25 protein-coding genes and 6 pseudogenes are annotated in these 25,659 nt (G+C 62.6%); 18 read left to right on the top strand and 13 right to left on the bottom strand.

Features of this window, described 5'->3' with window-relative positions:
• Positions 1-6: 6 nt before the first annotated feature.
• Positions 7-751, bottom strand: a pseudogene (locus tag REH59_RS21380) (hypothetical protein).
• A 405-nt stretch (positions 752-1,156) separates the two neighbouring features.
• On the opposite strand from REH59_RS21380, the pseudogene REH59_RS28870 reads away from it, so the two are divergent.
• Together REH59_RS28870 and REH59_RS28865 are read left to right on the top strand one after the other, a co-directional pair.
• Positions 1,157-2,188 (top strand): annotated as a pseudogene (locus tag REH59_RS28870) (methyl-accepting chemotaxis protein); the annotation flags it as partial.
• Positions 2,189-2,215: 27 nt separating this feature from the next.
• Positions 2,216-3,097 carry a methyl-accepting chemotaxis protein gene (locus REH59_RS28865; RefSeq protein ID WP_371264248.1) on the top strand — a complete coding sequence of 294 codons (882 nt, stop codon included), beginning with the start codon at positions 2,216-2,218 and terminating at the stop codon, positions 3,095-3,097.
• Positions 3,098-3,193: 96 nt separating this feature from the next.
• On the opposite strand, the gene REH59_RS21370 is transcribed toward REH59_RS28865, so the two are convergent.
• The gene (locus REH59_RS21370; protein WP_014860319.1) at positions 3,194-4,384 is read right to left on the bottom strand and encodes a benzoate/H(+) symporter BenE family transporter; all 1,191 of its coding nucleotides are present in this window, start codon (positions 4,382-4,384) and stop codon (positions 3,194-3,196) included.
• Between the two features lie 144 nt (positions 4,385-4,528).
• Here REH59_RS21370 and REH59_RS21365 point away from each other — a divergent pair, with 144 nt between their 5' ends.
• The 3 genes and pseudogenes from REH59_RS21365 to REH59_RS21355 form a co-directional block, all read left to right on the top strand.
• The gene (locus tag REH59_RS21365; protein ID WP_003252786.1) at positions 4,529-5,131 is read left to right on the top strand and encodes a glutathione S-transferase family protein; all 603 of its coding nucleotides are present in this window, start codon (positions 4,529-4,531) and stop codon (positions 5,129-5,131) included.
• Positions 5,132-5,293: 162 nt separating this feature from the next.
• A pseudogene (locus REH59_RS21360) lies at positions 5,294-5,359 on the top strand (glutathione S-transferase family protein); the annotation flags it as partial.
• A 162-nt stretch (positions 5,360-5,521) separates the two neighbouring features.
• Positions 5,522-5,587: pseudogene (locus tag REH59_RS21355) on the top strand (glutathione S-transferase family protein); the annotation flags it as partial.
• Positions 5,588-5,651: 64 nt separating this feature from the next.
• Here the strand turns inward: REH59_RS21355 and REH59_RS21350 are convergent.
• A protein-coding gene (locus REH59_RS21350) for an IS3 family transposase (protein WP_128573916.1) occupies positions 5,652-7,021 on the bottom strand; the annotation gives its coding sequence in 2 pieces (ribosomal slippage) (positions 5,652-6,539 and positions 6,542-7,021; 1,368 coding nt in all).
• 181 nt (positions 7,022-7,202) lie between these two features.
• Between REH59_RS21350 and REH59_RS21345 the strand changes: the two are divergent.
• Together REH59_RS21345 and REH59_RS28860 are read left to right on the top strand one after the other, a co-directional pair.
• Positions 7,203-7,268, top strand: a pseudogene (locus REH59_RS21345) (glutathione S-transferase family protein); the annotation flags it as partial.
• A 390-nt stretch (positions 7,269-7,658) separates the two neighbouring features.
• Positions 7,659-7,724, top strand: a pseudogene (locus REH59_RS28860) (glutathione S-transferase family protein); the annotation flags it as partial.
• A gap of 137 nt (positions 7,725-7,861) precedes the next feature.
• On the opposite strand, the gene REH59_RS21335 reads toward REH59_RS28860, so the two are convergent.
• The 5 genes from REH59_RS21335 to REH59_RS21315 all read right to left on the bottom strand — a co-directional run bounded on the left by REH59_RS21335 (position 7,862) and on the right by REH59_RS21315 (position 10,725).
• The gene (locus REH59_RS21335; protein ID WP_010952857.1) at positions 7,862-8,233 is read right to left on the bottom strand and encodes a glutaredoxin family protein; all 372 of its coding nucleotides are present in this window, start codon (positions 8,231-8,233) and stop codon (positions 7,862-7,864) included.
• Positions 8,234-8,292: 59 nt separating this feature from the next.
• A complete protein-coding gene (folE, locus tag REH59_RS21330) occupies positions 8,293-8,838 on the bottom strand; it encodes a GTP cyclohydrolase I FolE (protein WP_003252789.1) in 546 nt (181 codons plus the stop codon).
• A 70-nt stretch (positions 8,839-8,908) separates the two neighbouring features.
• Positions 8,909-9,469 (bottom strand): Smr/MutS family protein, encoded by a 561-nt coding sequence (locus tag REH59_RS21325; protein ID WP_003252791.1) that lies wholly within the window; start codon positions 9,467-9,469, stop codon positions 8,909-8,911.
• 259 nt (positions 9,470-9,728) lie between these two features.
• Positions 9,729-10,049 carry a hypothetical protein gene (locus REH59_RS21320; protein ID WP_004577080.1) on the bottom strand — a complete coding sequence of 107 codons (321 nt, stop codon included), beginning with the start codon at positions 10,047-10,049 and terminating at the stop codon, positions 9,729-9,731.
• Between the two features lie 85 nt (positions 10,050-10,134).
• A complete protein-coding gene (locus tag REH59_RS21315) occupies positions 10,135-10,725 on the bottom strand; it encodes a cysteine hydrolase family protein (protein WP_003252796.1) in 591 nt (196 codons plus the stop codon).
• A 181-nt stretch (positions 10,726-10,906) separates the two neighbouring features.
• Between REH59_RS21315 and prmB the strand changes: the two genes are divergently transcribed.
• Entirely contained in the window at positions 10,907-11,815 is a 909-nt protein-coding gene (gene prmB / locus REH59_RS21310) for a 50S ribosomal protein L3 N(5)-glutamine methyltransferase (RefSeq protein ID WP_003252797.1), read from the top strand.
• Positions 11,816-11,943: 128 nt separating this feature from the next.
• Here prmB and REH59_RS21305 read toward each other — a convergent pair whose 3' ends face one another.
• Together REH59_RS21305 and REH59_RS21300 are read right to left on the bottom strand one after the other, a co-directional pair.
• Positions 11,944-12,726, bottom strand: a complete 783-nt coding sequence (locus REH59_RS21305; protein ID WP_003252799.1) for a hypothetical protein — start codon at positions 12,724-12,726, stop codon at positions 11,944-11,946.
• 65 nt (positions 12,727-12,791) lie between these two features.
• Complete coding sequence (locus REH59_RS21300) at positions 12,792-13,754, bottom strand: alpha/beta hydrolase (protein ID WP_003252801.1); 963 nt, start codon at positions 13,752-13,754, stop codon at positions 12,792-12,794.
• Positions 13,755-13,989: 235 nt separating this feature from the next.
• Between REH59_RS21300 and aroC the strand changes: the two genes are divergently transcribed.
• The 3 genes from aroC to REH59_RS21285 all read left to right on the top strand — a co-directional run bounded on the left by aroC (position 13,990) and on the right by REH59_RS21285 (position 16,914).
• Positions 13,990-15,081 carry a chorismate synthase gene (aroC, locus tag REH59_RS21295; RefSeq protein WP_003252803.1) on the top strand — a complete coding sequence of 364 codons (1,092 nt, stop codon included), beginning with the start codon at positions 13,990-13,992 and terminating at the stop codon, positions 15,079-15,081.
• A gap of 142 nt (positions 15,082-15,223) precedes the next feature.
• On the top strand, positions 15,224-16,378 hold the full coding sequence (locus tag REH59_RS21290; protein ID WP_014859926.1) for an MFS transporter: 1,155 nt from the start codon (positions 15,224-15,226) through the stop codon (positions 16,376-16,378).
• Positions 16,378-16,914 carry an oxidase gene (locus REH59_RS21285; RefSeq protein ID WP_014859925.1) on the top strand — a complete coding sequence of 179 codons (537 nt, stop codon included), beginning with the start codon at positions 16,378-16,380 and terminating at the stop codon, positions 16,912-16,914. The genes REH59_RS21290 and REH59_RS21285 overlap by 1 nt, the downstream gene beginning before the upstream one ends.
• Before the next feature lie 126 nt (positions 16,915-17,040).
• Here the strand turns inward: REH59_RS21285 and REH59_RS21280 are convergent, their stop codons facing one another.
• Complete coding sequence (locus tag REH59_RS21280) at positions 17,041-17,313, bottom strand: DUF3509 domain-containing protein (protein ID WP_003252809.1); 273 nt, start codon at positions 17,311-17,313, stop codon at positions 17,041-17,043.
• A gap of 266 nt (positions 17,314-17,579) precedes the next feature.
• Here REH59_RS21280 and REH59_RS21275 point away from each other — a divergent pair, with 266 nt between their 5' ends.
• Together REH59_RS21275 and REH59_RS21270 are read left to right on the top strand one after the other, a co-directional pair.
• Positions 17,580-18,104, top strand: coding sequence for an ankyrin repeat domain-containing protein (locus tag REH59_RS21275; RefSeq protein ID WP_014859923.1), 525 nt, complete (start codon positions 17,580-17,582; stop codon positions 18,102-18,104).
• 60 nt (positions 18,105-18,164) lie between these two features.
• The gene (locus REH59_RS21270) at positions 18,165-18,695 is read left to right on the top strand and encodes a hypothetical protein (protein WP_004577082.1); all 531 of its coding nucleotides are present in this window, start codon (positions 18,165-18,167) and stop codon (positions 18,693-18,695) included.
• A gap of 263 nt (positions 18,696-18,958) precedes the next feature.
• Here the strand turns inward: REH59_RS21270 and REH59_RS21265 are convergent, their stop codons facing one another.
• Positions 18,959-19,897, bottom strand: a complete 939-nt coding sequence (locus REH59_RS21265; RefSeq protein WP_012053339.1) for a ZIP family metal transporter — start codon at positions 19,895-19,897, stop codon at positions 18,959-18,961.
• Between the two features lie 126 nt (positions 19,898-20,023).
• Between REH59_RS21265 and REH59_RS21260 the strand changes: the two genes are divergently transcribed.
• From REH59_RS21260 to REH59_RS21245, 4 genes are all read left to right on the top strand, one after another.
• Positions 20,024-20,215, top strand: coding sequence for a PLDc N-terminal domain-containing protein (locus tag REH59_RS21260; protein WP_003252818.1), 192 nt, complete (start codon positions 20,024-20,026; stop codon positions 20,213-20,215).
• Between the two features lie 139 nt (positions 20,216-20,354).
• The gene (locus REH59_RS21255) at positions 20,355-22,412 is read left to right on the top strand and encodes an LTA synthase family protein (protein ID WP_014859922.1); all 2,058 of its coding nucleotides are present in this window, start codon (positions 20,355-20,357) and stop codon (positions 22,410-22,412) included.
• Positions 22,413-22,616: 204 nt separating this feature from the next.
• A complete protein-coding gene (locus REH59_RS21250; RefSeq protein ID WP_003252823.1) occupies positions 22,617-22,853 on the top strand; it encodes a hypothetical protein in 237 nt (78 codons plus the stop codon).
• A 174-nt stretch (positions 22,854-23,027) separates the two neighbouring features.
• A complete protein-coding gene (locus tag REH59_RS21245) occupies positions 23,028-23,360 on the top strand; it encodes a ribonuclease E inhibitor RraB (protein WP_003252824.1) in 333 nt (110 codons plus the stop codon).
• A gap of 235 nt (positions 23,361-23,595) precedes the next feature.
• Here the strand turns inward: REH59_RS21245 and REH59_RS21240 are convergent, their stop codons facing one another.
• Positions 23,596-24,396 (bottom strand): cytochrome c, encoded by an 801-nt coding sequence (locus REH59_RS21240; protein ID WP_004577085.1) that lies wholly within the window; start codon positions 24,394-24,396, stop codon positions 23,596-23,598.
• A 526-nt stretch (positions 24,397-24,922) separates the two neighbouring features.
• Between REH59_RS21240 and REH59_RS21235 the strand changes: the two genes are divergently transcribed.
• Positions 24,923-25,657 carry an amidotransferase gene (locus tag REH59_RS21235; RefSeq protein WP_010952873.1) on the top strand — a complete coding sequence of 245 codons (735 nt, stop codon included), beginning with the start codon at positions 24,923-24,925 and terminating at the stop codon, positions 25,655-25,657.
• Positions 25,658-25,659: the final 2 nt, after the last annotated feature.

Raw genomic sequence — 25,659 nt, 5'->3', positions numbered from 1 at the left:
ACTCGGCTAAAAGCTGGCACCTATCTTCAGGCCATACTCGTCACGGGTTTGTTCGTCCGAGTCAGTCATCCGGAACTGCCCGTCCAATTCATAGTTGTAGCGGCTGAAGTAAAGCGAAGCGTATACCGGCACAGTACCGTGTTGGTTGAACAGCACACAAAGTTCGGCAAAGGGGTTGGTGGTATCTTTCAAATCAAGCTCTTCGTTGCTGATGCCATGTATTTTCAATTGCGAATCGCCATTGATAACCTGGCGTATGCCCGCCTCGAAACGCAAGGTGGCATTATTGAATGCGGTAATTGTACCCCGCCGCCAGTTTGGCGAACGGCGTGCGGTTGGTAAGGTCGACATCATGGCGACTGGTATTGGGTTCCAACCGGTTCCACTTGTAGCCGGCGCCCAGCAGCAGGTCGACTGAATGCCGTTCGGCCAGTGCCAAGCGCCAGCCCAGGTCCAGGTCGGCCTGGCCGTCCTTGAGCTTCTGGTCATGCTGTTTCGAGTACATGCCACTGGCCTCGGCCTGGTAGACAAGGCCTTGCGTGGCCGTCATCTTGTTGCTGTAGTTAATGAATAAGCCACCTTCGGGCATATCTTCGGTTTCATTATTACGGCCGTTGAGTTCCAGTTGGGTGTAGCTCCCTTGTAAACCAAGGGTGAACAACGGGGCGGTGGAAGTTTCGGCATAGCCAACGGTTGGCACAGTAAACAGCAGCAACGGGGTGACCACAGCAGTAAACATGGCTGTTTTCATTGCAAACTCCAGGGTGCACTGCAGGTCCGGAGAACGGGCCAGTTACCGATCACGATAGCGACGTTTTTATTGTGTGCAGGGGTGTTTAAAAAAATTTCAATACCCCACTTTTGGCGCAAATTTAATGGCGTCAATAGTGTTCGATAAAGTGTGGATTGGAATAAATGAATGTTTTACTTGCGTCGATTTAATATGGGCAGGTGCCGCCGCAGGTTGAGGGACGGGCTATCATTGATGGCCTAGTGATATCTTTTACAGCTGGCACTGAAAGCGACCCTTTTACAGCCAAAAACGACAAGACATAGCTATTTGACACTATTCTGACGTCAGCCCCTTGTTCATTGGCAGATAACGTTGCCACCCTTAGCCTTCGGGATAACCTCACTGGCTGAAAGGGGATCGGCGATGGGCGCGAGCAAGCACGGTGTGCTGGCCAACCTGGGCATGGCCCGCAAACTTGGCCTGGGCTTTGCCTTGGTGCTGCTGCTGACACTGGCGGTGGCGGCTATCGGCGTCGCGGCGTTGCACAGCGTTGGCCAGCGCTTTGACAGCTTGCGTCAGCTGGCCCAGTTCAATACCGACTTGCTGCGTTTGCGCGAGCATGAGCAGGCGTTTGCCCTGCGCTCCGACATGCAGCAGGCCGACGCCTTGCGTGGCGGCCTGCAGGGCTTGGTGGAACGCGCCCGCGGCCTGCCGGCGCTGGCGGCGGCGCAAACCGATCTCGCCGCCTATGGCCAGGCCTTCGAAGCCTTTGTCGAGGCCGTGCAAGCCAAGGAGCTGGCGCTGGACATGGCCAGCTGGTCGGTGTCCAACGTGTCCAACAACCTTGATGTGCTGCAGGCCGGCCTGGCCGATGACGGCGTGTACACCCTCAAGCAGTCCCAGGGCCAGCAGGGTGGCGAGTTTCTTGAGCAAGCCGCGCAGGTGGCCCAGGTGTCGCGGCTGATGCTGCAGGCCATGGACGAAGCACGGGTACGCCTGGAAAAAAGCCGCAAGGGCGAGGAGGGTGTGAGCCAGGAGCGTATTGCCCAGACGGTGGAGGCCGCTGGCCTGGTCAGCCAGCTGCAAGGCGCGGTTGGCGATGCCGGTTACCAGAGTGTGTTGGGCGAAGTGGCGGGGCACATTGGCAGTTTCTCGGAAAAACTCAACGAATACACCGACCAGCTGGCCCGCGAGCAGGGGCTAAAGGCGCAGTTGCAAGCCAGCGCCGAGCGGGTTACCGGGCGTGTCGACCAGGCCTATCTTGGGCAGGAGCAGGCCCTGCAGGGCGAGCTGCAGCGTAATGCCTTGGCCATCGGCCTGGCCACGGCGCTGGCGCTGCTTGTAGGCGTGTTGGCGGCCTGGCTGATTACCCGGGCTGTGGTCGGCCCGTTGAAGCATGTGATTGCCCGTGCCCAGCGCATTGCGGCGGGTGAACTGGGCTTCGACGCCCAGGCGCCGCGCCGGGATGAGGTGGGGCAACTGATGCAGGCCATGCAGCAGATGGCGGCGGGGCTCTCGGGCATTGTCAGTGGCTTGCAGCAGGGCATCGAACAATTGGCCGGCAGCGCCCAGGCGTTGTCGACGGTGACCGAGCAGACCAACCGCGAGGTGGGCAGCCAGAAGGAGGAAACCGAACAGGTGGCGACCGCCATGCAGCAGATGACTGCCACCGTGCACGATGTGGCGCGCAATGCCGAGGAGGCGGCGCAGGCGGCCCAGGCGGCGGACGAGAAGGTCGACACCGGCCAGCAGGTGGTGCGCCAGAGCATGCAGCGCATCGAGCAGCTGGCGTCGGCGGCAGAAGCTGCCAGTGCCGGCATCGACAGCCTCAGTGCCGAAATCCACACCATTGGTGACGTGTTGGAAGTGATCAAGAGCGTGGCCGAGCAAACCAACCTGCTGGCGCTTAATGCTGCCATCGAGGCTGCCCGCGCCGGCGAGCAGGGGCGCGGCTTTGCCGTGGTGGCCGATGAAGTGCGCGCCTTGGCGCGGCGTACCCGGCAATCCACCGAGCAGATCGAGACCTTGGTGGCCAGCCTGCGCGGCAATGCCCAACAGTCAGTGGCGCAGATCCGCGGCAGTACCGAGCTGGTGCGGCTGGCCGTGGCCGATGCACTGCAGACCGAAAGTGCGCTGGGCAGCATTGCCGCAGCGGTGTCATTGATTCAGCAGATGAACCAGCAGATTGCCGCAGCCGCCGAGCAGCAGAGTTCGGTGGCGGAAGAGATCAGCCGCAGTGTCACGCAGATTCGCGGCAGTGCGGACCAGGCGGCGTTGGCGATGCAGGACAATGCCCGGTCCAGTGTCGAGCTGGCGCAGCTGGGCACCGATTTGAAGGGCATGGTGGGGCATTTCAGGTTGTAATCTCGTTGCCTGTGCCGGCCCATTCGCGGGTTGTGTGATTTCCCGTCGTAGGAGCGGGTTTACCCGCGAAGAGGCCACCCCAGGCAACAACAACCCTCACCCCCTACGCGGGTTAAGAATCACCAAAGCCAACACCCCCGCCACAATCCCCCAGAACGCCGAACCAATCGAGAACAAGGTCAGCCCCGAAGCGGTCACCATAAAGGTGATCACCGCGGCCTCCCGCTCGCGTGCCTCGCTCATGGCCACGGTCAAACCGTTCATGATCGAACCAAACAGGGCCAGTGCCGCAATCGACAGCACCAGTTCTTTCGGCAATGCCGCAAACAGTGCCGCCAAGGTGGCGCCGAACACCCCGGCAATGCCGTAGAAAATCCCGCACCACACTGCCGCGGTGTAGCGTTTGCTTGGGTCTTCATGGGCATGCGGCCCGGTGCAGATCGCCGCGCTGATCGCCGCCAGGTTGACCCCATGCGAGCCAAACGGCGCCAGCAGCAGCGAGGCAAAGCCGGTGGCCGAAATCAGCGGCGAGGCCGGTACCTGGTAGCCGTCGGCACGCAGGACGGCTACGCCTGGCATGTTCTGTGAGGTCATGGCCACCACGAACAGCGGAATGCCGATGCTGATGGTTGCCGCCAGTGAGAAGCTTGGGGTGGTCCACACCGGCTTGGCCACTTCCAGGTGGAAGCCGCTGAAGTCCAGCAGGCCCAACGCGCCGGACAATGCCGTGCCCACCAACAGCGCGGCCAGCACGCAATAACGCGGCGACAGGCGCTTGACCAGCAGATAGCTGAAGAACATGCCCAGCACCAGCAACGTGCGGTGCTGGGCGGCCACGAAGATTTCGCTGCCGATCTTGAACAGGATGCCCGCCAGCAGCGCCGAGGCCAGCGAGGCCGGGATGCGTTTGACCAGGCGCTCGAAGCTGCCGGTCAGGCCGCACACCAGCACCAGCAAGGCGCAGGTAATGTAGGCGCCAATGGCTTCGCCATAGCTGACCCCACTCAGGCTGGTGATCAGCAGCGCCGCGCCGGGGGTGGACCAGGCGACGGTGACCGGTGTGCGGTAGCGTAGCGACAGGCCGATACTGCATACCGCCATGCCGATCGACAGCGCCCAGATCCATGACGAGATCTGCGCGGTGGTCAGCCCGGCCGCCTGGCCGGCCTGAAACATCAGCACCAGCGAACTGGTATAGCCGGTGAGCATGGCAATGAAGCCGGCGACCACCGCCGAGGGGGAGGAGTCTGCCAGGGGCCGCAGGCGTGCGGAAGTGGCATCGGTCATGAATAAAATCCTTGTAAAGGTGTAAGCAGTTTTTTCAGACTACAGCGAGCAAGGTTGATCCTTGCCATACAGCGGCCATTGCTTTTAGCCGTACAGTCGCCAAATATTGGGCGCAATTGCGAAACTGCTTTGCAGGGAGGGTCGATGTACAAGGTCTATGGCGACTACCAGTCGGGTAACTGTTACAAGGTCAAGCTCATGTTGAGCCTGCTGGGCCGGCCCTATGAATGGCACCCGGTGGACATCCTCAAGGGCGAGACCGAAACGCCCGAGTTTCTGGCGATGAACCCTAACGGCAAGGTACCGGTGCTGGAACTGGAAGACGGTAGCTACCTGTGGGAGTCCAACGCCATTCTCAACTTCCTGGCCGATGGCAGCGAGTTCCTGCCCAGCGAGCCGCGCCTGCGTACCCAGGTGCTGCAGTGGCAGTTTTTCGAGCAGTACAGCCATGAGCCGTACATTGCCGTGGCGCGGTTCATCCAGTTCTACCTGGGGTTACCGGACGAGCGCCTGGACGAGTACCGCAAATTGCACAAGGGCGGCTACAAGGCGCTGAAGGTGATGGAGCGACAGTTGCAGATGACGCCTTACCTGGTGGGTGAGCACTACTCGATTGCCGATGTGGCGTTGTATGCCTACACCCATGTGGCGCAGCAGGGCGGCTTCGACCTGGCGGAGTACCCGGCGGTAAGGGCCTGGCTGGAGCGGGTCAGCAGCCACCCGCGGCATGTGCCGATGGTGGGTTGAAAGCCGACCTGTTTTCCAGGCGCTTGCGCAACCCTTGTGGGAGCGGGCGTGCCCGCGAACACGGGCGCAGCCCGTGCCAACCACCGCGATGCCTGCTTCGCGGGCTCGCCCGCTCCCACAAGGGATCCGCAGCGTCAGTCAGATGGCGGCAAACCGCTTATTCCGGCGGTAAGGGCCTGGCTTGAGCGGGTCAGCAGCCACCCGCGGCATGTGCCGATGGTGGGCTAAACGCCGACCTGTTTTCCAGGCGCTTGCGCAACCCCTGTGGGAGCGGGCGTGCCCGCGAACACGGGCGCAGCCCGTGCCAACCACCGCGGTGCCTGCTTCGCGGGCTCGCCCGCTCCCACAAGGGATCTGCAGCGTCAGTCAGATGGCGGCAAACCGCTTATTCCGGCGGTAAGGGCCTGGCTGGAGCGGGTCAGCAGCCACCCGCGGCATGTGCCGATGGTGGGCTAAACGCCGACCTGTTTTCCAGGCGCTTGCGCAACTGAGCTGCGCCCCAGATGTTGGACGGTCGGTGCTAGGCTACCTCAGCTTGAGTTCTGTAAGCCACAGGACTCAGGCCGTTGAGTTTCATTTTAATGCGGTCATGGTTGTAGTAGTGGATGTACTCATCCAGTCCCGCCTGTAGCTCTGCGACGCTTTTGAAGCGCTCACGGTAGAAGTATTCCGACTTCAGCGTGCCGAAAAAACTCTCCATCGCGGCGTTGTCCAGGCAGTTACCTTTGCGTGACATGCTTTGCTCAAGCCCTGCTTCCTTCACACGTGCACAGTAATCAGGGTATCGGTAGTGCCATCCTTGGTCCGAGTGCAGCAGTGGTTTGTTGCCCGCCGGAAGCAGTTGAATCGCGCGCTCCAGCATTTCGCCGACCAAGGTGAAGCGCGGTCTGGTGTCGGTGCGATACGTCACGATTTCGCCGTTGTACAGATCCATTACAGGCGAGAGGTACAGCTTTTCACCCGCCACTTTGAACTCAGTGACATCGGTAACCCACTTCTGGTTAGGCTGATCAGCCTGGAAATTACGCTTGAGAATGTTAGGCGCGGCTTCTCCCATCAGGCCCCGATACGCCTTGTACTTCTTCGGGCGGACCGTGCACTTGAGGTCTAGAGCAGCCATCAGCCGGCGCACCTTTTTACTGTTAACCAACTGCCCAGAACTGCGCAGCGCAGAGGTAACCCGCCGATAACCATAACGACCGCGATGTCGGTCGCAGATCTCCTGGATCGAGATTTTGAGAGAGGCACACTTATCCCCGGCCTCAAGCAGCCCTAGCTGGTAATAGTAAGTACTGCGTGGCAGGCCGGCAGCCTTGAGCAGATCGGCAAACGGGTAGTGTTCGCGCAAAGCCCTTACTAGCCGGGTTTTTTCCTGGCTTTCTTCAGCCTCGCCTTCTCCTCGTCGAGCTCCTCGAGCTTTTTTAGGTAGGCGTTCTCCGCTTCAAGCTGGCGAAGTCTCTTGAGCAGCTCCGCATGGGTAAGCTCCTCGATAGGTTTGGGAGCGGTCTCTTCGGGCTTGCGCGGGGCTTTAGGCATAGGGGTGACCAATATCTTTTTGCTTGAGGACAGGGCCTGGAAGCCGCCACTGTAATACTGTTCCTCCCAGCGCCGCACCTGAGATGAGTTACCCAGGTTGAACAACGCTGCGGTGGCCCGGAGCGACAGCTTCTCGCGCCACATACGGTAGAGCACAGAAAGCTTGAACTCACTGCTGTAATGACCGCCAGGCTTCTCGAAGCTGGCCTCACCATGTAACTGATAGGACATGACCCAACGGCGCAGCAAAGTCGGATCGATTTGAAACAGCGCCGCGATGTGGCGAAAGCCTCGGCCACGCTTGAGGAAAGCCTGGATGGCTGACTGCTTGAATTGTGTTGAGTACTTGCTCATAAAAACCCCAGATGATGGACAGATGTCCAACATCTGGGGCGCAGCTCAAACCCTTGTGGGAGCGGGCGTGCCCGCGAACACGGGCGCAGCCCGTGCCAACCACCGCGATGCCTGCTTCGCGGGCTCGCCCGCTCCCACAAGGGATCCGCAGCGTCAGTCAGATGGCGGCAAACCGCTTATTCCGGCGGTAAGGGCCTGGCTGGAGCGGGTCAGCAGCCACCCGCGGCATGTGCCGATGGTGGGCTAAACGCCGACCTGTTTTCCAGGCGCTTGCGCAACCCCTGTGGGAGCGGGCGTGCCCGCGAACACGGGCGCAGCCCGTGCCAACCACCGCGGTGCCTGCTTCGCGGGCTCGCCCGCTCCCACAAGGGATCTGCAGCGTCAGTCAGATGGCGGCAAACCGCTTATTCCGGCGGTAAGGGCCTGGCTGGAGCGGGTCAGCAGCCACCCGCGGCATGTGCCGATGGTGGGCTAAACGCCGACCTGTTTTCCAGGCGCTTGCGCAACCCTTGTGGGAGCGGGCGTGCCCGCGAACGCGGGCGCAGCCCGTGCCAACCACCGCGATGCCTGCTTCGCGGGCTCGCCCGCTCCCACAAGGGATCTGCAGCGTCAGTCAGATGGCGGCAAACCGCTTATTCCGGCGGTAAGGGCCTGGCTGGAGCGGGTCAGCAGCCACCCGCGGCATGTGCCGATGGTGGACTGAAAACCGACCTGTTTTCCAGGCGCTTGCGCAATCCTGTGGGAGCGGGCGTGCCCGCGAACACGGGCGCAGCCCGTGCCAACCACCGCAGTGCCTGCTTCGCGGGCTCGCCCGCTCCCACAAGGGATCTGCAGCGTCAGTCAGATGGCGGCAAACCGCTCATCCAGGTAAGCGATGATCGCCTTGGACTCATACATCCAAGTCACCTTGCCGGCTTCTTCAATGCGCAGGCATGGCACTTTCACCCGGCCGCCACCTTCTTGCAGGGCCTGGCGGTGCACCGGGTCGTTCTTGGCGTCGCGCAGCGCCACCGGCACGTTCAAACGGTGCAGGGTGCGGCGGGTTTTGACGCAGAACGGGCAGGCGTGGAACTGGTACAGCGCCAGCCCCTTGGCCGCTTGCTCGATGCGGGCCTGGGCGGCCGCGTCGCGCTTGCGCTTGGCCGGGCGGCTGATCCAGTCACCGAACACAATGAGCTGGCCGAGGCCAACCCGCAGGGCTTTGACGATCATGGACAACTCCTGAAATGCAAAAGCCGACCCTGAAGGGTCGGCTTGGGGTCAGCAACCAATCACTTGATCAGGCTGAGGAACTCGCTACGGGTGGCGGCGTTATCGCGGAACTCACCCAGCATCACCGAGGTGATCATGGTCGAATTCTGCTTTTCGACACCGCGCATCATCATGCACATGTGCTTGGCTTCGACCACCACGGCCACGCCCGCGGCACCGGTTACCTGCTGCACGGCTTCGGCGATCTGGCGGCTGAGGTTTTCCTGGATCTGCAGGCGGCGGGCGTACATGTCGACGATACGTGCCACCTTGGACAGGCCCAGTACCTTGCCCTTCGGCAGGTAGGCAACGTGTGCCTTGCCAATGAACGGCAGCATGTGGTGTTCGCACATCGAATACAGCTCGATGTCCCGGACCAGCACCATTTCGCTGTTGTCAGAGCTGAACAAAGCGTTGTTGGTGACTTCTTCCAGTGTTTGCTCATAACCGCGGCAAAGGTACTTCATCGCCTTTGCAGCCCGCTTGGGCGTGTCGAGCAGGCCCTCACGGGAGACGTCCTCGCCAATCTGGCTGAGGATCTCGGTGTAGTTCTGTTCCAGGGACATGGATCTACCTGTGGGAAAAAATCGCAAAAACGAAGGGTACGGCGGTGAGGGCGGCGCTGCAAGCGCGGCGTTACTCGTCGCGGCCTTCGAGCATGGTTCGCTTCAGCATCACATACACCGCGCCAGTGCCGCCGTGGCGGGCACTGCACGAGGCGAAACCGAGCACTTGCGGGTGCTGGCGCAGCCAGGTGTTGACGTGGCTCTTGATCATCGGGCGCTTGCCGTCCAGGCGCGCGGCCTTGCCGTGGGTCACTCGCACGCAGCGCACCTCCAGTTTGGTGGCTTCGGCGATGAAGTCCCACAAGGTTTCGCGGGCCTTTTCCACCGTCATGCCGTGCAGGTCGAGGCTGCCCTCGAATGGAATCTGCCCCAGCTTCAGCTTGCGCAGTTGGCCTTCCTGCACGCCATCGCGGCGCCACATCAGCTCGTCTTCGGCGCCTACGTCGATGACGAACTGGTCGGACATGCCATCGATGACCAAGGCCTTGTCACTGCGCACGGTCGCCGCCTGGCGCAGGCCGGCCAGCTTCTGGCGGTCGGCCTTGGGCTTGCCGACGTCGGCACGGTCGTGGCTGATCGGCTTTACGCCGCGCACTTCGGCCTTGAACAGGGAAAAATCGTCGTCTTGCATGATGCCTCCACGTAGGCGACGTAGTTTACGCGACTGTGGGGCCGTGTGCAGCCTGTGCGGGCCTCTTCGCGGGTAAACCCGCTCCTACGGGGATTGCGTATGGCTTGTGGCCGGTGCGATCAGGGGGCAACTGCCTTGCGTCGCGAAAGGGGTGCGCAGCGCCCCCGAGGGTTTCAGTTCACTGCATGAATTGCCGGGGCCGCTTTGCGGCCCTTTCGCGACACAAGGCCGCTCCCACAAGGACCGCGTTAGCAGCGTCTCAATCGTGCTTCTTCATCAGGTGCGGCGACAGGTTAAGCTCCCGCCCGCGGCGCAAGCGGATACGGCTGCGCCGCCAGAAGCGCACACCCAGCCACAGCAACAGCAAGCCAGCCACGGTGAGGATGCTGGACAACGGTTTGTTGGCGTTGAGTTCCTGCAGGGCAGGGTAGTTGCCCAGCAGGCCGGCGACGCCGGCCATGGCCAGCAATACGCCCAGCGTCGCCAGCAGGGCCGACAGGCCGGCCGCCAGGCGGGCGCCCCAGTTACGCGGCTCGCGCGGGCGCAGGCGCTTGGCGTCGAAACTGCCTTTAAGCTTCATTCCGCTCTCCTCGGTGGATATCCGGAATTCGACCTGCTGCTGCCCATCGGGTTCCGCCCGGCTGCCGGGCGGTCCTGCAAGCCGCTCAGATCAGGCTCGCGGTGGGTGCGACGCAAGCGAAGTTGTCAGCCATCACGGCCATTTCGCACTGGTGAATCTGCGCGGCCGGAATGACGCCGTCCTTGAATGCCAGGTCGCGGGTGGCCGACGCATCTTCTACCAGGGTGCACCGATAACCATAGTCCTTGGCGCGGCGAACGGTGGTGCTGACGCTGGAATGGCTCATGAAACCACAGACGATCAGGTCCAGGTGGCCCAGCTCCTGCAAAGTTTCGTGCAGCTTGGTGTTCTTGAACGCGTTGGGCATGCGTTTTTCGATGACGATTTCACCTTCCAGCGGCTCCAGCCCCGGAATGAACTGGCCAGCCGGCCCCTGGGGGTCGAAACGGCCACCAACAGTGCCCAGGTGGCGAACATGGATGATCGGACGGCCGCTTTTACGGGCGGCGTCGAGCAACCTGGCGATGTTGGCCACGGCCTCGTCCATGCCTGACAGCTTCAGGGGACCACTGAGGTACTCCTTTTGTGCATCGATGATGATCAGGCTGGCGTGGCTCAGCTTGGCCGGCGGATAGTCGCGGCCAGTGAGGCGAAACATCGTGGTTGGAACGGACATCAAGGGCTCCTTGGATAGGGCTTTTGTATACCTATTCTCCCCTGCCTTGGCGCCAATGGGAATGGTTGACAACGCAAGCGGCATGGTTACTGGCCTGTGGCTAGCCTTTGGGCAAGGCAAAGGAACAAATGTGCGGGTGGGGCTGTTAGACTTTTGTCCGGTCTGAAAATAGGAGTACCCCGTGATCACATCCCGTCTGCGCACGCTGCGCGACTACATCCGCTGGGCGGTCAGCCGCTTCCACGAGCATGACCTGTTCTTCGGTCACGGTGCCGACAACGCCTGGGACGAAGCCCGCCTGCTGGTGCTGGGTGCGGTGCACCTGCCATGGGAGGTGGCCGACAGCTACCTGGACTGCATGCTCGAGGACGACGAGCGAGTACGCCTTCAGCACCTGCTCAAGCGCCGTATCGAAGAGCGTGTACCGGCCGCCTACCTGCTGGGCGAGGCCTGGTTCTGCGGCATGTCGTTCATCGTCGACGAACGGGTGCTGGTGCCGCGTTCGCCCATTGGCCAGCTGATCGAAAAACGTTTTGAGCCGTGGCTGGCCAGCGAGCCGGCGCGCATTCTGGACCTGTGCACGGGGTCGGGTTGCATCGGCATCGTCGCCGCTGACGTGTTCCCCGAGGCCGAGGTGGTGTTGGCCGACCTGTCGTTCCAGGCCCTTGAAGTGGCCAACCAGAACATCGAGCGCCATGGCCTGGACGGGCGCGTGTACACCGTGCAGGGCGATGGCTTTGGTGGTTTGCCGGGGCAGCGTTTCGACCTGATCCTGTCCAACCCGCCGTATGTCGATGCCGAAGACTTCGACGACATGCCGGCCGAGTACCACCATGAGCCCGAGCTGGGCCTGGCCTGCGGCAGCGACGGCCTGGACCTGGTACGGCGGATGCTGGCCGAAGCGGCTGACCACCTGACCGAGAAGGGTTTGCTGATTGTCGAAGTGGGCAACAGCCAGGTGCATGTCGAGGCGTTGTACCCCGAGGTGGACTTTGCCTGGCTGGAATTCGAGCGTGGCGGGCACGGGGTGTTCATGCTCACCGCCGAGCAGTGCCGCCAGCATCAGGAATTGTTCAAGGCCCGCGTTTAGGCTATTTGGGGCTGCTTTGCAGCCCATCGCGACACAAGGCTCCACCAGGTGCGCGATCAATGTGTGGGAGCGGCCTTGTGTCGCGATGGGCCGCGAAGCGGCCCCAATCTCCACCGGCTGATGCGGTCTTAGCGGGTTGCAATCCAGATCAACAGCCCTGCCTGGAACACGGCAAACGCCACCAGGCAGGTAATGGTGAAACGCAATCCGCCGTCTTCGCGCTGGTATTTGGCCACGCGCTCATCCCGCTCGCGCAGTTGCCCTTCCTTTTCCTGCAGTTGCTGGTCCGCCTGCTGCAGCAGGTTGGCGGCATCCAGAATCTCCACCCGCTGCAGGCGCTCGTTGCTCCAGGCGGCCTTGAGCTGGCCCACCGTCATATCCGCGGTACGGCCCTTCAGGTGCTGGCTGTCCTCGTACTGCACCTCGATACCCACCCCGCGCAAGCAGTGGTCACGGCGCAGGCGTGAGTCCTCGTTCAGGGCATCCTTGCTCGGCAGCGCCATGCCTTCAACCCGGTAGTGCGACCACCTGCGCTGCAACCACTGCGCGGCCTGGGCCAGCATGAAACGGCCGATGCCACGGTTCACCGGTTCCAGTTGCAGGCCATGTTCATTGCCAATACGCACCAGGCGCTCGGCATGGTCGACGCGGATGTCCAGGCGGTTCTGCTCTTTGTGTACTTTCTGCCCAGGCAGCTGGATTTCCATGCGCAGCAGGCTGTGTGCCTTGTCATGGCGCTCGGCATAGCCGAACTGCACAAAACGCAGCGGCCGCGCGCCGGTGCTGCGGTCGGTAGGCAGTGCTGCCAGGCGCAGCAGCTGGAAATGTTCGGCGGTCAGCTCGGCCCAGGGCAGGGCGGGGATTTCCTGGGGTTCTTCGGCCGGCTCGACGGCGGTGGGGGAGGTGGTCATCAGGGCTTGTCCTCAGCTATGCCTGCTGTATCGGCAGGCATGGCTGAGACCTGAGCCTGTTTGACTTACGCCGAAGGCAAATGCTGGATGAACGTCACAATTCGCTCGCCCAGCTCACGCGCCAGCGGCAGCTCGGGGTTGAGGTAGCTGTCGCGCTGCTGGCTCATGCCCTTGGGGCTGATGCGCAGCATGTGGTTCATGCCATCAATCAGGACCAGTTGTGCATCTGGCTTGGCCGCTTTCAGCCGTTGGGCGTCGGCCACGTCCACCTGCACGTCGTTGCGCCCCTGCACGATCAGCGCGGGCATGGGCAGGCGGGCAAAGGCGGCTGCCGGGTTTTGCTGGAACAGCGAAATCAGGTACGGCTGCACGCTGGGGCGAAACACCTGGCGCAGCGGCGCTGGCACATCCAGGCTGGTCTGCCCGGCCTGCAGGCGGTCGAGCAGGGCACTGCCACCGGCCAGTTGCGCGGGCGGCAGGCGCTGGGCCAGTTGTTCGTGCAGCACCTCGGCCAGCGGCCGGCCGCTGCCGGCCAGGGTGATGACTGCGCTGGCGCCAGCCTGCTCGGCGGCCAGGCTGGCAATCAGTGCGCCTTCGCTGTGGCCAATCAGGATCAGCGGGCCGAAGCGCGGGTCGGCTTTGAGCTTGCGGCTCCAGGCGACCACATCGGCCACGTAGCGCTCCACGCTGAGGTCACGCTCGTCAGGCGTGGCCGGCTGGCTGGCGGCCACCCCGCGTTTGTCGTAACGCACGCTGGCAATGTGTTCGTTGGCCAGCAGCAGGGCCAGGCGCTTCAGGTTGTCGACCCGGCCCGACGCCGGGTTGTTGCCGTCACGGTCGGTGGGGCCGGAACCGGCGATGATCAGCACCACTGGCGGCGGGGTGGCCTGTTGTGGCAGCAGCAGGCTGCCGTGCAGCACGCCCTGGCCGGTGTCCAGGTCGATCGGGCGTTGCAGTACAGTGGGGGCGGCGGCCTGGGCCAGGCCGGTGCACAGCAGGAAGAGCAAGGCGACGAGGCGCGACATCATGCGGTACTACATGGGGAGATGTGGGTTTGACCCAATGTTTGCAGGAAGGTTCTGGGAAGCGAATGGCAGGTTCGGCCCTTTCGCGGGCACGCCCGCTCCCACAGGTATTTCACAGCATTCGGATCTGTGGTGATCCTGTGGGAGCGGGCATGCCCGCGAAGAGGCCCGCACAGGCGATCAAAGCATCTGTATACTGCTGCTTTCGTCCATTTCAGGCAGAACTCGCGGAGCGTCCATGTCCGGCAATACCTACGGCAAGCTGTTCACTGTCACCACCGCTGGCGAGAGCCATGGCCCGGCGTTGGTCGCCATTGTCGATGGATGCCCTCCGGGCCTGGAAATTTCCCTCGCCGACCTGCAGCACGACCTTGACCGGCGCAAGCCCGGCACCAGCCGGCACACCACCCAGCGCCAGGAAGCCGACGAGGTAGAAATCCTTTCCGGCGTGTTCGAAGGCCGCACCACCGGCTGCTCGATCGGCCTGCTGATCCGCAACACCGACCAGAAGTCCAAGGACTACTCGGCCATCAAGGACTTGTTCCGCCCGGCCCACGCCGACTACACCTACCACCACAAGTACGGTATCCGCGACTACCGCGGCGGCGGCCGCAGCTCGGCCCGCGAAACCGCCATGCGCGTGGCCGCCGGCGCTATCGCCAAGAAGTTCCTGGCCACCCAGGGCATCACCGTGCGTGGCTACATGAGCCAGCTGGGCCCGATCGAAATCCCGTTCAAGACCTGGGAGTCGGTGGAGCAGAACGCCTTCTTCAGCCCTGATCCGGACAAAGTACCTGAGCTGGAGGCCTACATGGACCAGCTGCGCCGAGACCAGGATTCGGTAGGCGCCAAGATCACCGTGGTCGCAGAAGGCGTGATGCCCGGGCTGGGCGAACCGATCTTCGACCGCCTGGATGCAGAGCTGGCCCATGCGCTGATGAGCATCAACGCGGTCAAGGGCGTGGAAATCGGCGCCGGCTTTGCCAGTGTGGCCCAGCGCGGCACCGAGCACCGGGACGAGCTGACCCCGGAAGGCTTCCTCAGCAACAATGCAGGCGGCATTCTGGGCGGTATTTCCTCGGGCCAGCCGATCGTTGCCCACCTGGCACTGAAGCCCACTTCCAGCATCACCACCCCGGGCCGCTCGATCGATGTCGATGGCAACCCGGTGGACGTCATCACCAAGGGCCGCCATGACCCGTGCGTGGGCATCCGTGCCACGCCGATTGCCGAGGCGATGATGGCCATTGCGCTGATGGACCACCTGCTGCGCCACCGTGCGCAGAATGCCGATGTGCAAGTGAATACCCCGGTGCTGGGCCAGCGCTGATCCACCTGCACCGGCCTCTTCGCGGGTAAACCCGCGCCTAAATTGGGATATCACTGCCCTCAGGTGCAGTGACAGGGTGAAATCCGCGTAGGCGCGGGTTCACCCGCGAAGAGGCCGGCCCAGGTCCCCACAAGGCCACCCCATGCAACCCATCCCCTACTGGCGCCTGTCCAGCTTCTACCTGTTCTATTTCGCCCTGCTGGGCTCCACCGCACCGTTCCTGGCGCTGTACTTCGACCACCTGGGCTTCTCCCCAGCGCGCATCGGCGAGCTGGTGGCCATCCCCATGCTGATGCGCTGCGTGGCCCCCAACCTGTGGGGCTGGCTGGGCGATCGCACGGGCCAGCGCCTGTTGATCGTCCGCCTTGGCGCGCTGTGCACCTTGGCCACCTTCGCCCTGATCTTCTTCGGCAAAAGCTACGCCTGGCTGGCGCTGGTGATGGCCCTGCACGCGTTCTTCTGGCATGCGGTGCTGCCGCAGTTCGAGGTCATCACCTTGGCCCACCTGCACGGGCAAACGTCGCGCTACAGCCAGGTACGTCTGTGGGGTTCGATCGGTTTCATCCTCACCGTGGTTGGCCTGGGCCGCTTGTTCGAGTGGTTGAGCCTGGACATCTACCCGGTGGCGCTGGTCACGATCATGGCCGGCATCGTTGCCGCCAGCCTGTGGGTGCCCAATGCCCAGCCGGTGGAGCAGGGCGGGCGCAGCGGCACCGGGGGCTTCCTGCAGCAGTTGCGTGCCCCGGGGGTGATTGCGTTCTACGCGTGCGTGGCCCTGATGCAGCTCAGCCACGGACCGTACTACACCTTCCTTACCCTGCACCTGGAGCACTTGGGCTACACGCGCGGTGCCATCGGCCTGTTATGGGCGCTTGGGGTGGTGGCCGAGGTGCTGATGTTCATGGTCATGAGCCGCCTGTTCGCCCGTTTCAGCGTGCAGCGCGTGTTGTTGGTCAGCTTCCTGCTGGCGGCATTGCGCTGGCTGCTGCTGGGTAACCTGGCACAGGAGCCGACAGTACTGATCTTCGCCCAGCTGCTGCACGCGGCCACCTTCGGCTGCTTCCATGCCGCCAGCATCGCGTTCGTCCAGGCCAGCTTCGGTGCCCGCCAGCAGGGCCAGGGCCAGGCGCTTTACGCAGCGCTGTCGGGTACCGGCGGTGCGCTGGGGGCGCTGTACTCAGGCTACAGCTGGAAGCTGCTGGGCCCCACCTTCACCTTTGGTATGGCCAGTGCCGCAGCCTTGGCCGCAGCCGTTATCATTGCCCTTTGTTCGCAACCGACCAGGACCCGCCCCTGATGAGCATTCTCAGCGTTTTCCACCCCGCCAGCCCGGCACTGCCGAACAAGGTGCTGACTCACCACGACGACATCGCCGCTACGTTGGCCGAGCAGGGCGTGCGCTTTGTGCATGCCGAACCTGGCCTGCGGGTGCGCCCGGGCACGGCCCAGGACGAGGTGCTGGAGGTTTGCCGCGTGTATCTGGATGAGTTGATGACGGCGCATGGCAGCAAGGCCTTCGCGCTGCTCAACCGCGACGGTGAAGACCCGGCACAGGTCGATGTGCGTGATGAACATGTGCATGATGCCGACGAGCTGTTTGCCGTGGTCAGTGGGCGGGCGCAGGTTGGCCTGCGGCTGGGGGACTGGGTGTATTCGGTGCTGTGCGAGAAGGGTGACCAGCTGCTGGTGCCGGCCGGGACGCGGCGCTGGGTTGAGCTGGGTGATACACCGTTTTGCCTGGCGTTGCGCTTGTATGGCAGCGAGCAGGGTGTGGAGGCGCGGTTTACCGGGGATGTAACGGCGCGGGCGTTTCTGGGGATCGACGAGTTGTAATGGCATTGCCGGCCTCTTCGCGGGTGAACCCGCTCCTACATTGACTGCGCGATGCCAAGGGCGGCGCAACCGTCGGTCGTAGGAGCGGGTTTACCCGCGAAGGGGCCAGTTCAGGCAATACACCCCTCAGCGGTAGGTCGGCAGGGCAAACCGCTGCTGGCTCTGCAGCATCGAGATGACCGGCAATTCACTGGCCTCTTCAGCCAGGTCACGACGGATGGCACTGATCGCCCAGGACAGCTGTTCGGCACTGTGCAATTGCCCGTAGGTCAGCACCCGGCGGGTAACCTTGCCATCCGCTGCGCGCAGGGTAAGCAGTACACCGCCATCGGGCCGGGCTTTGGTGTTCACCTGATAGGCCGAAAATACCGAGGCGAACTTTTGCTGGATGAGGTCCATATCAACTCCTGGCTGTTGTGTGGCAGACATGAGTTGATGGTTGCAGTGACCGTGCCAGAATCCTGTTTGGCGAAAAACCCAGTAAATACAGGCGGTTACGGGTGATTTGCAGAAGCGGCATCGTGCAGGCTGCACGGTCGTGCATTTTGCACAGTGCATTTTGCACGGGTCAGGGTTTGCCTATCGGCCTCATAGAATCTGAACCTTTGACCGCAATGGCATGCCTGACGAACACTTGGGCCATCAATTATGCCAGGAGGTTCCCTATGTCCAGCCAAGCCGCACCCGCCACCATGACCGATAACGAAACCGCTGCGTTCGCCGAGCAGGTGTTCGAACGTGCCCGTCAGGGCGACGCCGACATGCTCGGGCGCCTGCTTGCCAGCGGCCTGCCGGCCAACCTGCGTAACCACAAGGGCGATACCCTGCTGATGCTGGCCAGCTACCACGGTCACCACGAGGCGGTGCGGGTGCTGCTGGCGCAAGGTGCCGATCCGCTGATTGCCAACGACAACGGCCAGCTGCCGATTGCCGGTGCCGCATTCAAAGGGGACCTGGCGATGATTCGCCTGCTGGTGGAGCATGGCGTGCCGGTGGATGCCGCCGCGCAGGACGGTCGCACCGCGCTGATGTTGGCGGCGATGTTCAACCGCAGCGAAATCCTCGACTATCTGCTGGCCCAGGGGGCCGACCCGGCGCACCAGGACGCCCGCGGCATCACCGCCCTGATGGCGGCGCAAACCATGGGCGCAGCAGACACCGCGGCGCGCCTGCAAGTGCTGGCCGGCTAACCGCCTGGGGGCATTTGCGGCTATCCTTGGCGACTTTTCACCCGTCGCAGGCCCCCTTTCATGAAAACTCAGTTGCTCGAATTCATCAGCCTCATTGGCGCCGGCTGCATGCGTGAGGCAGATATCGAGCGTATCGCCGACGAGGCCGCCCAGGCCTACGCCGACCCTGTCGCCTTCCTGGCCGCCAACCCCGACATCAACTACGACGACACTTTCCCGATGCCATTGGGCGAATGGGTGGTGCTGGGCAGCCTGCCGGATACCGTGGTGTTCCAGGCCGACAGCTACCAGGCGCTGTTCCAGCAGATCAGCGACTCGTTCGACAACAGCGTGCCGTTTACCCTCAAGCCCAAGCAACTGGCCCGTACCGAGCCACTGACCGCGCTCAACCGTATCCAGGTGCAGATGGGCGCGCTGAACAAGGAGGCCGGGGGTTATGTGCTGCTCAACTTCAGCCAGTTGCTCGATGATGAACTGCAGATGGTCATGGTGGGGCAGCAGGACCTGGCGCGGGTAATGGAGCTGGGGGCAGCGCTGGGCATCAAGGTCGAGCCGGCGCTGGAAGCCCTGAAGGTCGCCGTACACATCTAAAGCCTGGCGCAGTCCTTTTGGGAGCAACTGTCTTGCTCAATTTCTGAAAGCTGGCGCGATCCGTGTGGGAGCGGCCTTGTGTCGCGAAAGGGCTGCACAGCAGCCCCGGGATTTCAGCGTCGATGCAAATAATGCCGGGGCCGCTTCGCGGCGCTTTCGCGACACAAGGCCGCTCCCACAGATACTCCACCGCATCAGGCCCTGTGATATCCCTGTGGGAGCGGGCGAGCCCGCGAAGAGGCCGGCTCACGAAATATCAATCTTCAGCCCAGCGCAGTGTCGAGAAACATCATCACCGCAAACCCACCCATCAACCCCAAGGTCGCCGCTGTCTGGTGCCCGTTGCGGTGGGTTTCGGGGATCACCTCGTGGCTGACCACAAAGATCATCGCCCCCGCCGCCAGCCCCATGCTGATCGGGTAGGCGAGGGCAAAGCCGGTAGAAATCCCCAGCCCGATCACCGCCCCTAGCGGCTCCATCAGGCCCGATCCTATCGCCACCAACGCGGCCTTCAGGTTGGAAAGCCCCGTGGCGCGCAAGGCCAGCGCCACGGCCAGCCCCTCGGGGATGTCCTGAATGGCGATGGCACTGGTCAGTGGCAGGCCGATGTTCATGTCGCCATTGGCAAAGCTCACGCCAATCGCCATGCCTTCAGGCAGGTTGTGCAGGGTAATCGCCAGCACAAACAGCCACACCCGGCTGATGCGCTCGGCTTCGGGGCCGCACGGGCCGGTGCTTTCGTGTTCATGCGGGGTGAAGCGGTCCAGGCCCAGCATCAGCAGCACACCCAGGCCCATGCCCAGCACCACGGTAAACGCAGCGGCCGGGCCGTTGCCCGTGATCTCGCGGGCAGCCTCCAGGCCCGGCAAAATCAGCGAAAACGAGCTGGCGGCCAGCATCATGCCGGCAGCAAAGCCCAGCATCACGTCCTGGGTGCGCGCGTTGACATCGCGCAGCACCACTGCCAGCACGGCGCCCAGTGCGGTGGCCCCAAAGCCGGACAACCCGCCCAGCATGGCCAGGTGCAGGTTGTCGGCATGGTCGCCGTTCACCGCGTTCCAGAGGCTGGCGGCCAGCAGCACGCACACCGCCAGCAGGCTCAGCCCCAGGCCGGCGCTGAGCCAGGGGGTATCGGAAACTTGCTGGCGCCAGGCCTGCAGCAGTGAAGAGGGGGCGGCGCTTTGGCTGTGAGTGGGCGGCATGCGAACCTCGAATCAGTGAATGCAGTCAGTCTACCGAGGGACCTGTGACATCGGCCAAGGATTCCCTTCTATTGCTGCGATAGCTGACTATGCTGTGCAGCAAAGCCTCTGGACAGGAATTCAGACATGGGATCTACCTTCAACAGCCTGGTCGGGCTGATCATTCTGGCGCTGGATATCTGGGCCATTCTCAACGTGATCAAGAGTGGCAGCGAGGTGGGCATCAAGGTGTTGTGGATCTTGTTGATCGCCTTGCTGCCGGTGGTGGGGCTGGTGATCTGGGCGATTGCCGGGCCGCGGGGAAATGTGCGGCTCTAGGCGCGTTACTGACATAGCCAGTAATAGGGCCGTGACAAAATTTTCACATTGGTTTAAACAGAATCCGCACCCGCACAATGCTGCGTTGGCCTAGCGCCATCGCCTCTTCGCAAACCGCAATCCTAGGACCTTCCCATTCATGGCTAACACGGACGCCTTGAAGCAACAGGGCGCGCGAACGTCATTTTCGCCGACCTTGAAATCCCACCTGGCCTACACGCTGCTCAGCGGCCTGGTGATCATGCTGATGCTCAGCCTCGTGCGCCTGGCGCTGCTGGCCTACAACAACGACATGGTCGGCGATACCCCTTATTCGACGGTCGCCGAAGGCTTCCTCAACGGCTTGCGCTTCGACCTGCGGGTGGTGGTTTACATCAGTATTCCGCTGCTGCTGGCCATCCTCAGCCCCTGGGCCATGGCCCGGCGTGGCGTGTTCCGTTTCTGGCTGACCCTCGCTTCGAGCGTGGTGATGTTCCTCGGCCTGATGGAAATGGACTTCTACCGCGAGTTCCACCAGCGCCTCAACGGCCTGGTTTTCCAATACATCAAGGAAGACCCGAAAACCGTCATGAGCATGCTCTGGTACGGTTTCCCGGTGGTCCGCTACCTGCTGGCCTGGGCCTTCGGGACCTGGCTGCTGAGCCTGCTGTTCAAAGGTATCGATCGCGCCACCCGTGCCGAAGGCCTGTACCGCGTTGCCCCGTGGTACAAGCGCCTGGCGGTATTCATGGTGATCTTGCTGGTGGCCGTGGTCGCTGCCCGTGGCACCCTGCGCCAGGGCCCGCCGATGCGCTGGGGTGATGCCTTCACCACGGACTCCAACTTCGTCAACCAGCTGGGCCTGAACGGCACCCTGACCCTGATCGACGCTGCCAAGAGCCGTTTTGGCGAGGACCGTGCCAACATCTGGAAGCCAGTCCTGCAGCAGGACGTGGCCACGCAAAGTGTGCGTGAGCAACTGCTGACCGCCCACGACACGCTGGTCGACGCCGACGAAGCCGCTATCCGCCGCGACTTTGTGCCGCCGGCTGACCGTACCCTGCCGATCAAGAACGTGGTGGTGATCCTGATGGAAAGCTTCGCCGGCCACTCGGTAGGCGCGCTTGGCAGCCCCAACAACATCACCCCGTACTTCGACAAGCTGGCCAAAGAAGGCCTGCTGTTCGACCGCTTCTTCTCCAACGGCACCCATACCCACCAGGGCATGTTCGCCACCATGGCCTGCTTCCCCAACCTGCCAGGTTTCGAATACCTGATGCAGACCCCGGAAGGCGGCCATAAGCTGTCGGGCCTGCCGGCCCTGCTCAGCGCCCGTGACTACGACGACGTGTACGTCTACAACGGCGACTTTGCCTGGGACAACCAGTCCGGGTTCTTCGGCAACCAGGGGATGACCACCTTCATCGGCCGTAATGACTTCGTCAACCCGGTGTTCTCCGACCCGACCTGGGGTGTGTCCGACCAGGACATGTTCGACCGCGGCAACGAAGAGCTGGCCAAGCACGATGGCAAGAAGCCGATCTACGCGCTGCTGCAGACGCTGTCCAACCACACGCCGTATGCCCTGCCGAAGGACTTGCCGGTAGAGAAGGTTACCGGCCAGGGCCGTCTGGACGAGCACCTGACCGCCATGCGTTATTCGGACTGGGCGCTGGGCCAGTTCTTCGAGAAGGCGCGTAAAGAGCCTTACTTCAAGGACACCCTGTTCGTCATCGTCGGTGACCATGGCTTTGGCAACCACCAGCAGGTTACCGAGCTGGACCTGGGCCGCTTCAACGTGCCGCTGCTGCTGATTGCCCCGGGCATTCAGGAGAAGTTCGGTGCGGTGAACCACACCGTGGGTACCCAGGTCGATATCGTGCCGACCATCATGGGCCGCCTGGGTGGCAAGGCTCGCCACCAGTGCTGGGGGCGTGACCTGCTCAACCTGCCCGAGGGTGACCAGGGCGTGGGCATGATCAAGCCGTCGGGCAGCGAGCAGATTGTCGGGCTGGTGCAGGGTGACCGTATCCTGATCGAGTCCAAAGACATGAGCCCGCGGATGTACCGCTACCAGTTGGGCAGCGAGTTCAAGGCCGAACTGATCGAAAGCCCGGACCAGCCGGAAATGCTCAAGAAGCTGGAAGCGTATATCCAGACGGCGACCAAGAGCCTGCTGGATAACACCGCTGGCGTGGTGCACGGCACACCGAAGTAAACCAGGGCCGCGTTGCGGCCCATTCACGGGCTTGCCCGCGCCCACAGGCTTGCACAGGGTTCGAACCTTGTGCTGGCCCTGTGGGCGCGGGCAAGCCTGCAAATGGGCCCCGTACAATTTCCCGGACTGAACATTATCCCCGCCCCAAGGTCAGTTATTCAGGCATCACACACCTGGTGTTCGTTGACTGAGAGGGTCCGTTCAATGAAAGAGTGGGAAGTCATTTTTGCCGACCAGAAGGGCGAACCGTCCACATTGCTGTTGCATGCCGAGCATTGCCCCAGCGAGGAAGACGTTGCGCGGGCCATCCGCTCACACCTGTTTCCGGTGATGGACGAGCTGGACCTCAACGACTTCCAGGACCGTATCATCTCCCCGACCGCACGCTGGCTCAAAGAGCATAGCGGTGTGACCATCACCAGCATTCACGAAGTCCCCTGAACCACACGTTTGCGTGGTGCCTTGGCAGGCACTACGCTGGAGAAGGGCCTGCCTGTTCTGCGGGTTGGCGCCGCTACAATTCGCGTCTTGCATCAGCTCGAACTGCACGGCCTTTGCCGGCAGGTGCGTAGTGCACGGAAAGTCTATCCATTGCTTTATTCAGGAGGACGATTCATGAGCAGCCAGAACGACGATATCAGCAGCAACGTCCTGCGCCAGATGAAAGCAGGCGGTTTCGACTTCACCCAGATCCACCCCATCGAGTTCTATGCCGTATTCCCGGACGAAGCAGGGGCCCGTCGTGCAGCCGGGCAGTTTCGCGGGGAATCGCTCAATGCCCAGGTGAAGGAGCTGGGCGACGGTGCCTGGCACCTGGAACTGAGCAAGGTCATGTACGCCACCCATGGCGGGATTGGCGACTTTGAAGAGGCCTTCGAGCAGTTGGTGACACCGTATGGGGGTGAGGTGGAAGGGTGGGGCGTCAAGCACGAACGGCTCACGGCCTGACAGTTTTGTGTTGGCCCGTTCGCGGGTTAACCCGCGCCTACACATTGATGGAGGGTGGACACCCCCTGCCGTTGTAGGAGCGGGTTCACCCGCGAATACGGTGGCGGCGGCAACGATGAACGGCCGGTGATATTGGCCAGCAGGACCGGCCCTTTCGCGGGTGAACCCGCGCCTACGACGACCTGTGTCCACCCTCCACCACCGTGTAGGCGCGGGTTTACCCGCGAAGAGGCCCTCAAGGCTTACGCGCTGCCATGTGCCCCAAATAGGCCAGCAGCGCATCCAGTTCCTGTTCACTCAACACACTTTCGGCAAACCCCGGCATCTTCGCCTGCGGCCACCGCCGCAGGCTTTGCGGGTCGCGTATCAACTTGCGTAAATAAACCGGCTGAAAATACTCGGTCGGGTTATACGGCACATTCAAGTCCGGCCCCACCTGCCCATCCCCCGCACCGTTCAACCGGTGGCACACCAGGCAATTCTGCTGGAACAGGGCAAAGCCCTGGCGCACCGGGCTGTCGGCCGGCAGCTTCGGGTCGGGTAGCAGCGCAGGAAATCGCTGGTCCACCGGGGCCAGCTTGCGAAGGGTGGCGATCTGGAATGGCCACTGCTCAGGGCGGATGCCGCTGGCCTGCGGCGCAGTCCACACCAGGTAGAACGGCCCGGCACTTGGCTTGCCTGGACCCAGTGACGGCCACGGCGTGTCGGGGTCTTCCACGGCCAGCCAGGCCCGTGCCGGCCCTTGCTGCAGCAAGGGCGCAGCGGGCATTTCGGCGGCAAAGCCATCCAGCGCCACGGCTTGCAGGTGATCGCTGGCAGTCACGCCTTTCAGCAGCGTGACCAGTGGCACCGCCCGATAGTGCATGGGGCGTTTGTAGGATACGTCCTGTTCGATGCTGATGTCCTGGGCCTCAGGGTGGCCAAGCAGTTCGGCGCTGCTCCACTGGCGCGGTGTCGCGCCCAGTTCAAGGTGCAGTTGCGCCGCCGACAATGGCAGGCTCAGGAGCAACGCTAGCAGGGCAAGGCAGTGGCGCATAGGCGATCTCCGACCATCAAGGCCAGCAGGTTACCTGTGCGTTGCCCGTTGGCGCCACCGCCGCAGTCAGCCAAACAAACGTGTCAGGTTCGGCAAGATCAACAGCAACGTGGTGGCAAATAAAATGAGCCCAGCTTGGCGAATTTTCGATTGTCTGAACATGGCGGACCGCCTTCTTGTTGTTATTCCTGAATACCCGTTGGCTTCCTTGTCGCGCTTCGGGTCGATCGCAGCGGCGTTGAATGGCGCCGGACTGCTTGCCGCTTGAAAGTGGATATACCTTCAACAGTAGGGTGTGCGTTATCCATATTTGAGAACCCTTTGTTCTAACCGTGCACTAAAACCATTCCTCTGGCTATGAGGCTAAGTGCTATCTAGCTGACACGCTCTATCTAGACAGTGGCGCAAGCACCCGGCAGGCGCCGACGAAATGTGACCGTTCGTCAGTGCAGCCTACTTGCTTGTACGTGCCTTTCGCGGCAGTCTCTACAGCAGATTCCCACCCATGTCGTTCAGGACTACCCCTATGTCGTTACGCATCTGCATCCTTGAAACCGATGTCCTGCGACCGGAGTTGACGGCGCAATATCAGGGCTACGGCAGGATGTTCGAGCAGCTCTTCTCGCGTCAGCCGATTGCCGCCGAATTTTGTGTGTACAACGTGATGCACGGCGACTATCCCGCCGACAGTGAAAAGTTCGATGCCTACCTTGTGACGGGCAGCAAGGCCGATTCGTTCGGTACCGACCCGTGGATCCAGACGCTAAAGGCCTACCTGCTCAAGTTGTACGAGCGCGGTGAAAAGCTGCTGGGCGTGTGTTTTGGCCACCAGTTGCTGGCCTTGACCCTGGGTGGCAAGGCCGAGCGGGCTGAGCAAGGCTGGGGCGTGGGTATTCATCGCTACTCGTTGGCGGCGCATGCGCCCTGGATGGACCCGGAGGTGTCGGAGCTGACCTTGCTGATCAGTCACCAGGACCAGGTGACCGAACTGCCGGAAGGCGCTACGGTGATTGCCTCCAGCGATTTCTGCCCGAATGCGGCGTACCACATTCGCGACCAGGTGCTGTGCTTCCAGGGCCACCCGGAATTCGTGCATGACTACTCCCGAGCACTGCTCGATGCGCGCCAGGAATACCTGGGTGACGAGGTGTACCACAAGGCCGTTGCCAGCCTGGCCACCGAGCACCAGGGAGATTTGGTAGGGGAGTGGATGTTGCGCTTTATCCAGCAGCCGTCAAAGGCCGGCGACAGCGCCGCGTAATC

The organism is Pseudomonas sp. BO3-4 (assembly GCF_034044115.1).
Taxonomy (GTDB): domain Bacteria; phylum Pseudomonadota; class Gammaproteobacteria; order Pseudomonadales; family Pseudomonadaceae; genus Aquipseudomonas; species Aquipseudomonas alloputida.
The sequence above is the reverse complement of the archived record's forward strand: the minus strand, read 5'-3'. Positions and strand labels throughout refer to the sequence as shown.

Excerpts from the sequence above, each read along its gene's own strand:
- REH59_RS28865 (WP_371264248.1), top strand. The coding sequence starts at position 2,216 with ATGCAGGCCATGCAGCAGATGGCGGCGGGGCTCTCGGGCATTGTCAGT.
- REH59_RS21370 (WP_014860319.1), bottom strand. The coding sequence starts at position 4,384 with ATGACCGATGCCACTTCCGCACGCCTGCGGCCCCTGGCAGACTCCTCC.
- REH59_RS21365 (WP_003252786.1), top strand. The coding sequence starts at position 4,529 with ATGTACAAGGTCTATGGCGACTACCAGTCGGGTAACTGTTACAAGGTC.
- REH59_RS21335 (WP_010952857.1), bottom strand. The coding sequence starts at position 8,233 with ATGATCGTCAAAGCCCTGCGGGTTGGCCTCGGCCAGCTCATTGTGTTC.
- folE (WP_003252789.1), bottom strand. The coding sequence starts at position 8,838 with ATGTCCCTGGAACAGAACTACACCGAGATCCTCAGCCAGATTGGCGAG.
- REH59_RS21325 (WP_003252791.1), bottom strand. The coding sequence starts at position 9,469 with ATGCAAGACGACGATTTTTCCCTGTTCAAGGCCGAAGTGCGCGGCGTA.
- REH59_RS21320 (WP_004577080.1), bottom strand. The coding sequence starts at position 10,049 with ATGAAGCTTAAAGGCAGTTTCGACGCCAAGCGCCTGCGCCCGCGCGAG.
- REH59_RS21315 (WP_003252796.1), bottom strand. The coding sequence starts at position 10,725 with ATGTCCGTTCCAACCACGATGTTTCGCCTCACTGGCCGCGACTATCCG.
- REH59_RS21305 (WP_003252799.1), bottom strand. The coding sequence starts at position 12,726 with ATGACCACCTCCCCCACCGCCGTCGAGCCGGCCGAAGAACCCCAGGAA.
- REH59_RS21300 (WP_003252801.1), bottom strand. The coding sequence starts at position 13,754 with ATGATGTCGCGCCTCGTCGCCTTGCTCTTCCTGCTGTGCACCGGCCTG.
- aroC (WP_003252803.1), top strand. The coding sequence starts at position 13,990 with ATGTCCGGCAATACCTACGGCAAGCTGTTCACTGTCACCACCGCTGGC.
- REH59_RS21290 (WP_014859926.1), top strand. The coding sequence starts at position 15,224 with ATGCAACCCATCCCCTACTGGCGCCTGTCCAGCTTCTACCTGTTCTAT.
- REH59_RS21285 (WP_014859925.1), top strand. The coding sequence starts at position 16,378 with ATGAGCATTCTCAGCGTTTTCCACCCCGCCAGCCCGGCACTGCCGAAC.
- REH59_RS21280 (WP_003252809.1), bottom strand. The coding sequence starts at position 17,313 with ATGGACCTCATCCAGCAAAAGTTCGCCTCGGTATTTTCGGCCTATCAG.
- REH59_RS21275 (WP_014859923.1), top strand. The coding sequence starts at position 17,580 with ATGTCCAGCCAAGCCGCACCCGCCACCATGACCGATAACGAAACCGCT.
- REH59_RS21270 (WP_004577082.1), top strand. The coding sequence starts at position 18,165 with ATGAAAACTCAGTTGCTCGAATTCATCAGCCTCATTGGCGCCGGCTGC.
- REH59_RS21265 (WP_012053339.1), bottom strand. The coding sequence starts at position 19,897 with ATGCCGCCCACTCACAGCCAAAGCGCCGCCCCCTCTTCACTGCTGCAG.
- REH59_RS21260 (WP_003252818.1), top strand. The coding sequence starts at position 20,024 with ATGGGATCTACCTTCAACAGCCTGGTCGGGCTGATCATTCTGGCGCTG.
- REH59_RS21255 (WP_014859922.1), top strand. The coding sequence starts at position 20,355 with ATGGCTAACACGGACGCCTTGAAGCAACAGGGCGCGCGAACGTCATTT.
- REH59_RS21250 (WP_003252823.1), top strand. The coding sequence starts at position 22,617 with ATGAAAGAGTGGGAAGTCATTTTTGCCGACCAGAAGGGCGAACCGTCC.
- REH59_RS21245 (WP_003252824.1), top strand. The coding sequence starts at position 23,028 with ATGAGCAGCCAGAACGACGATATCAGCAGCAACGTCCTGCGCCAGATG.
- REH59_RS21240 (WP_004577085.1), bottom strand. The coding sequence starts at position 24,396 with ATGCGCCACTGCCTTGCCCTGCTAGCGTTGCTCCTGAGCCTGCCATTG.
- REH59_RS21235 (WP_010952873.1), top strand. The coding sequence starts at position 24,923 with ATGTCGTTACGCATCTGCATCCTTGAAACCGATGTCCTGCGACCGGAG.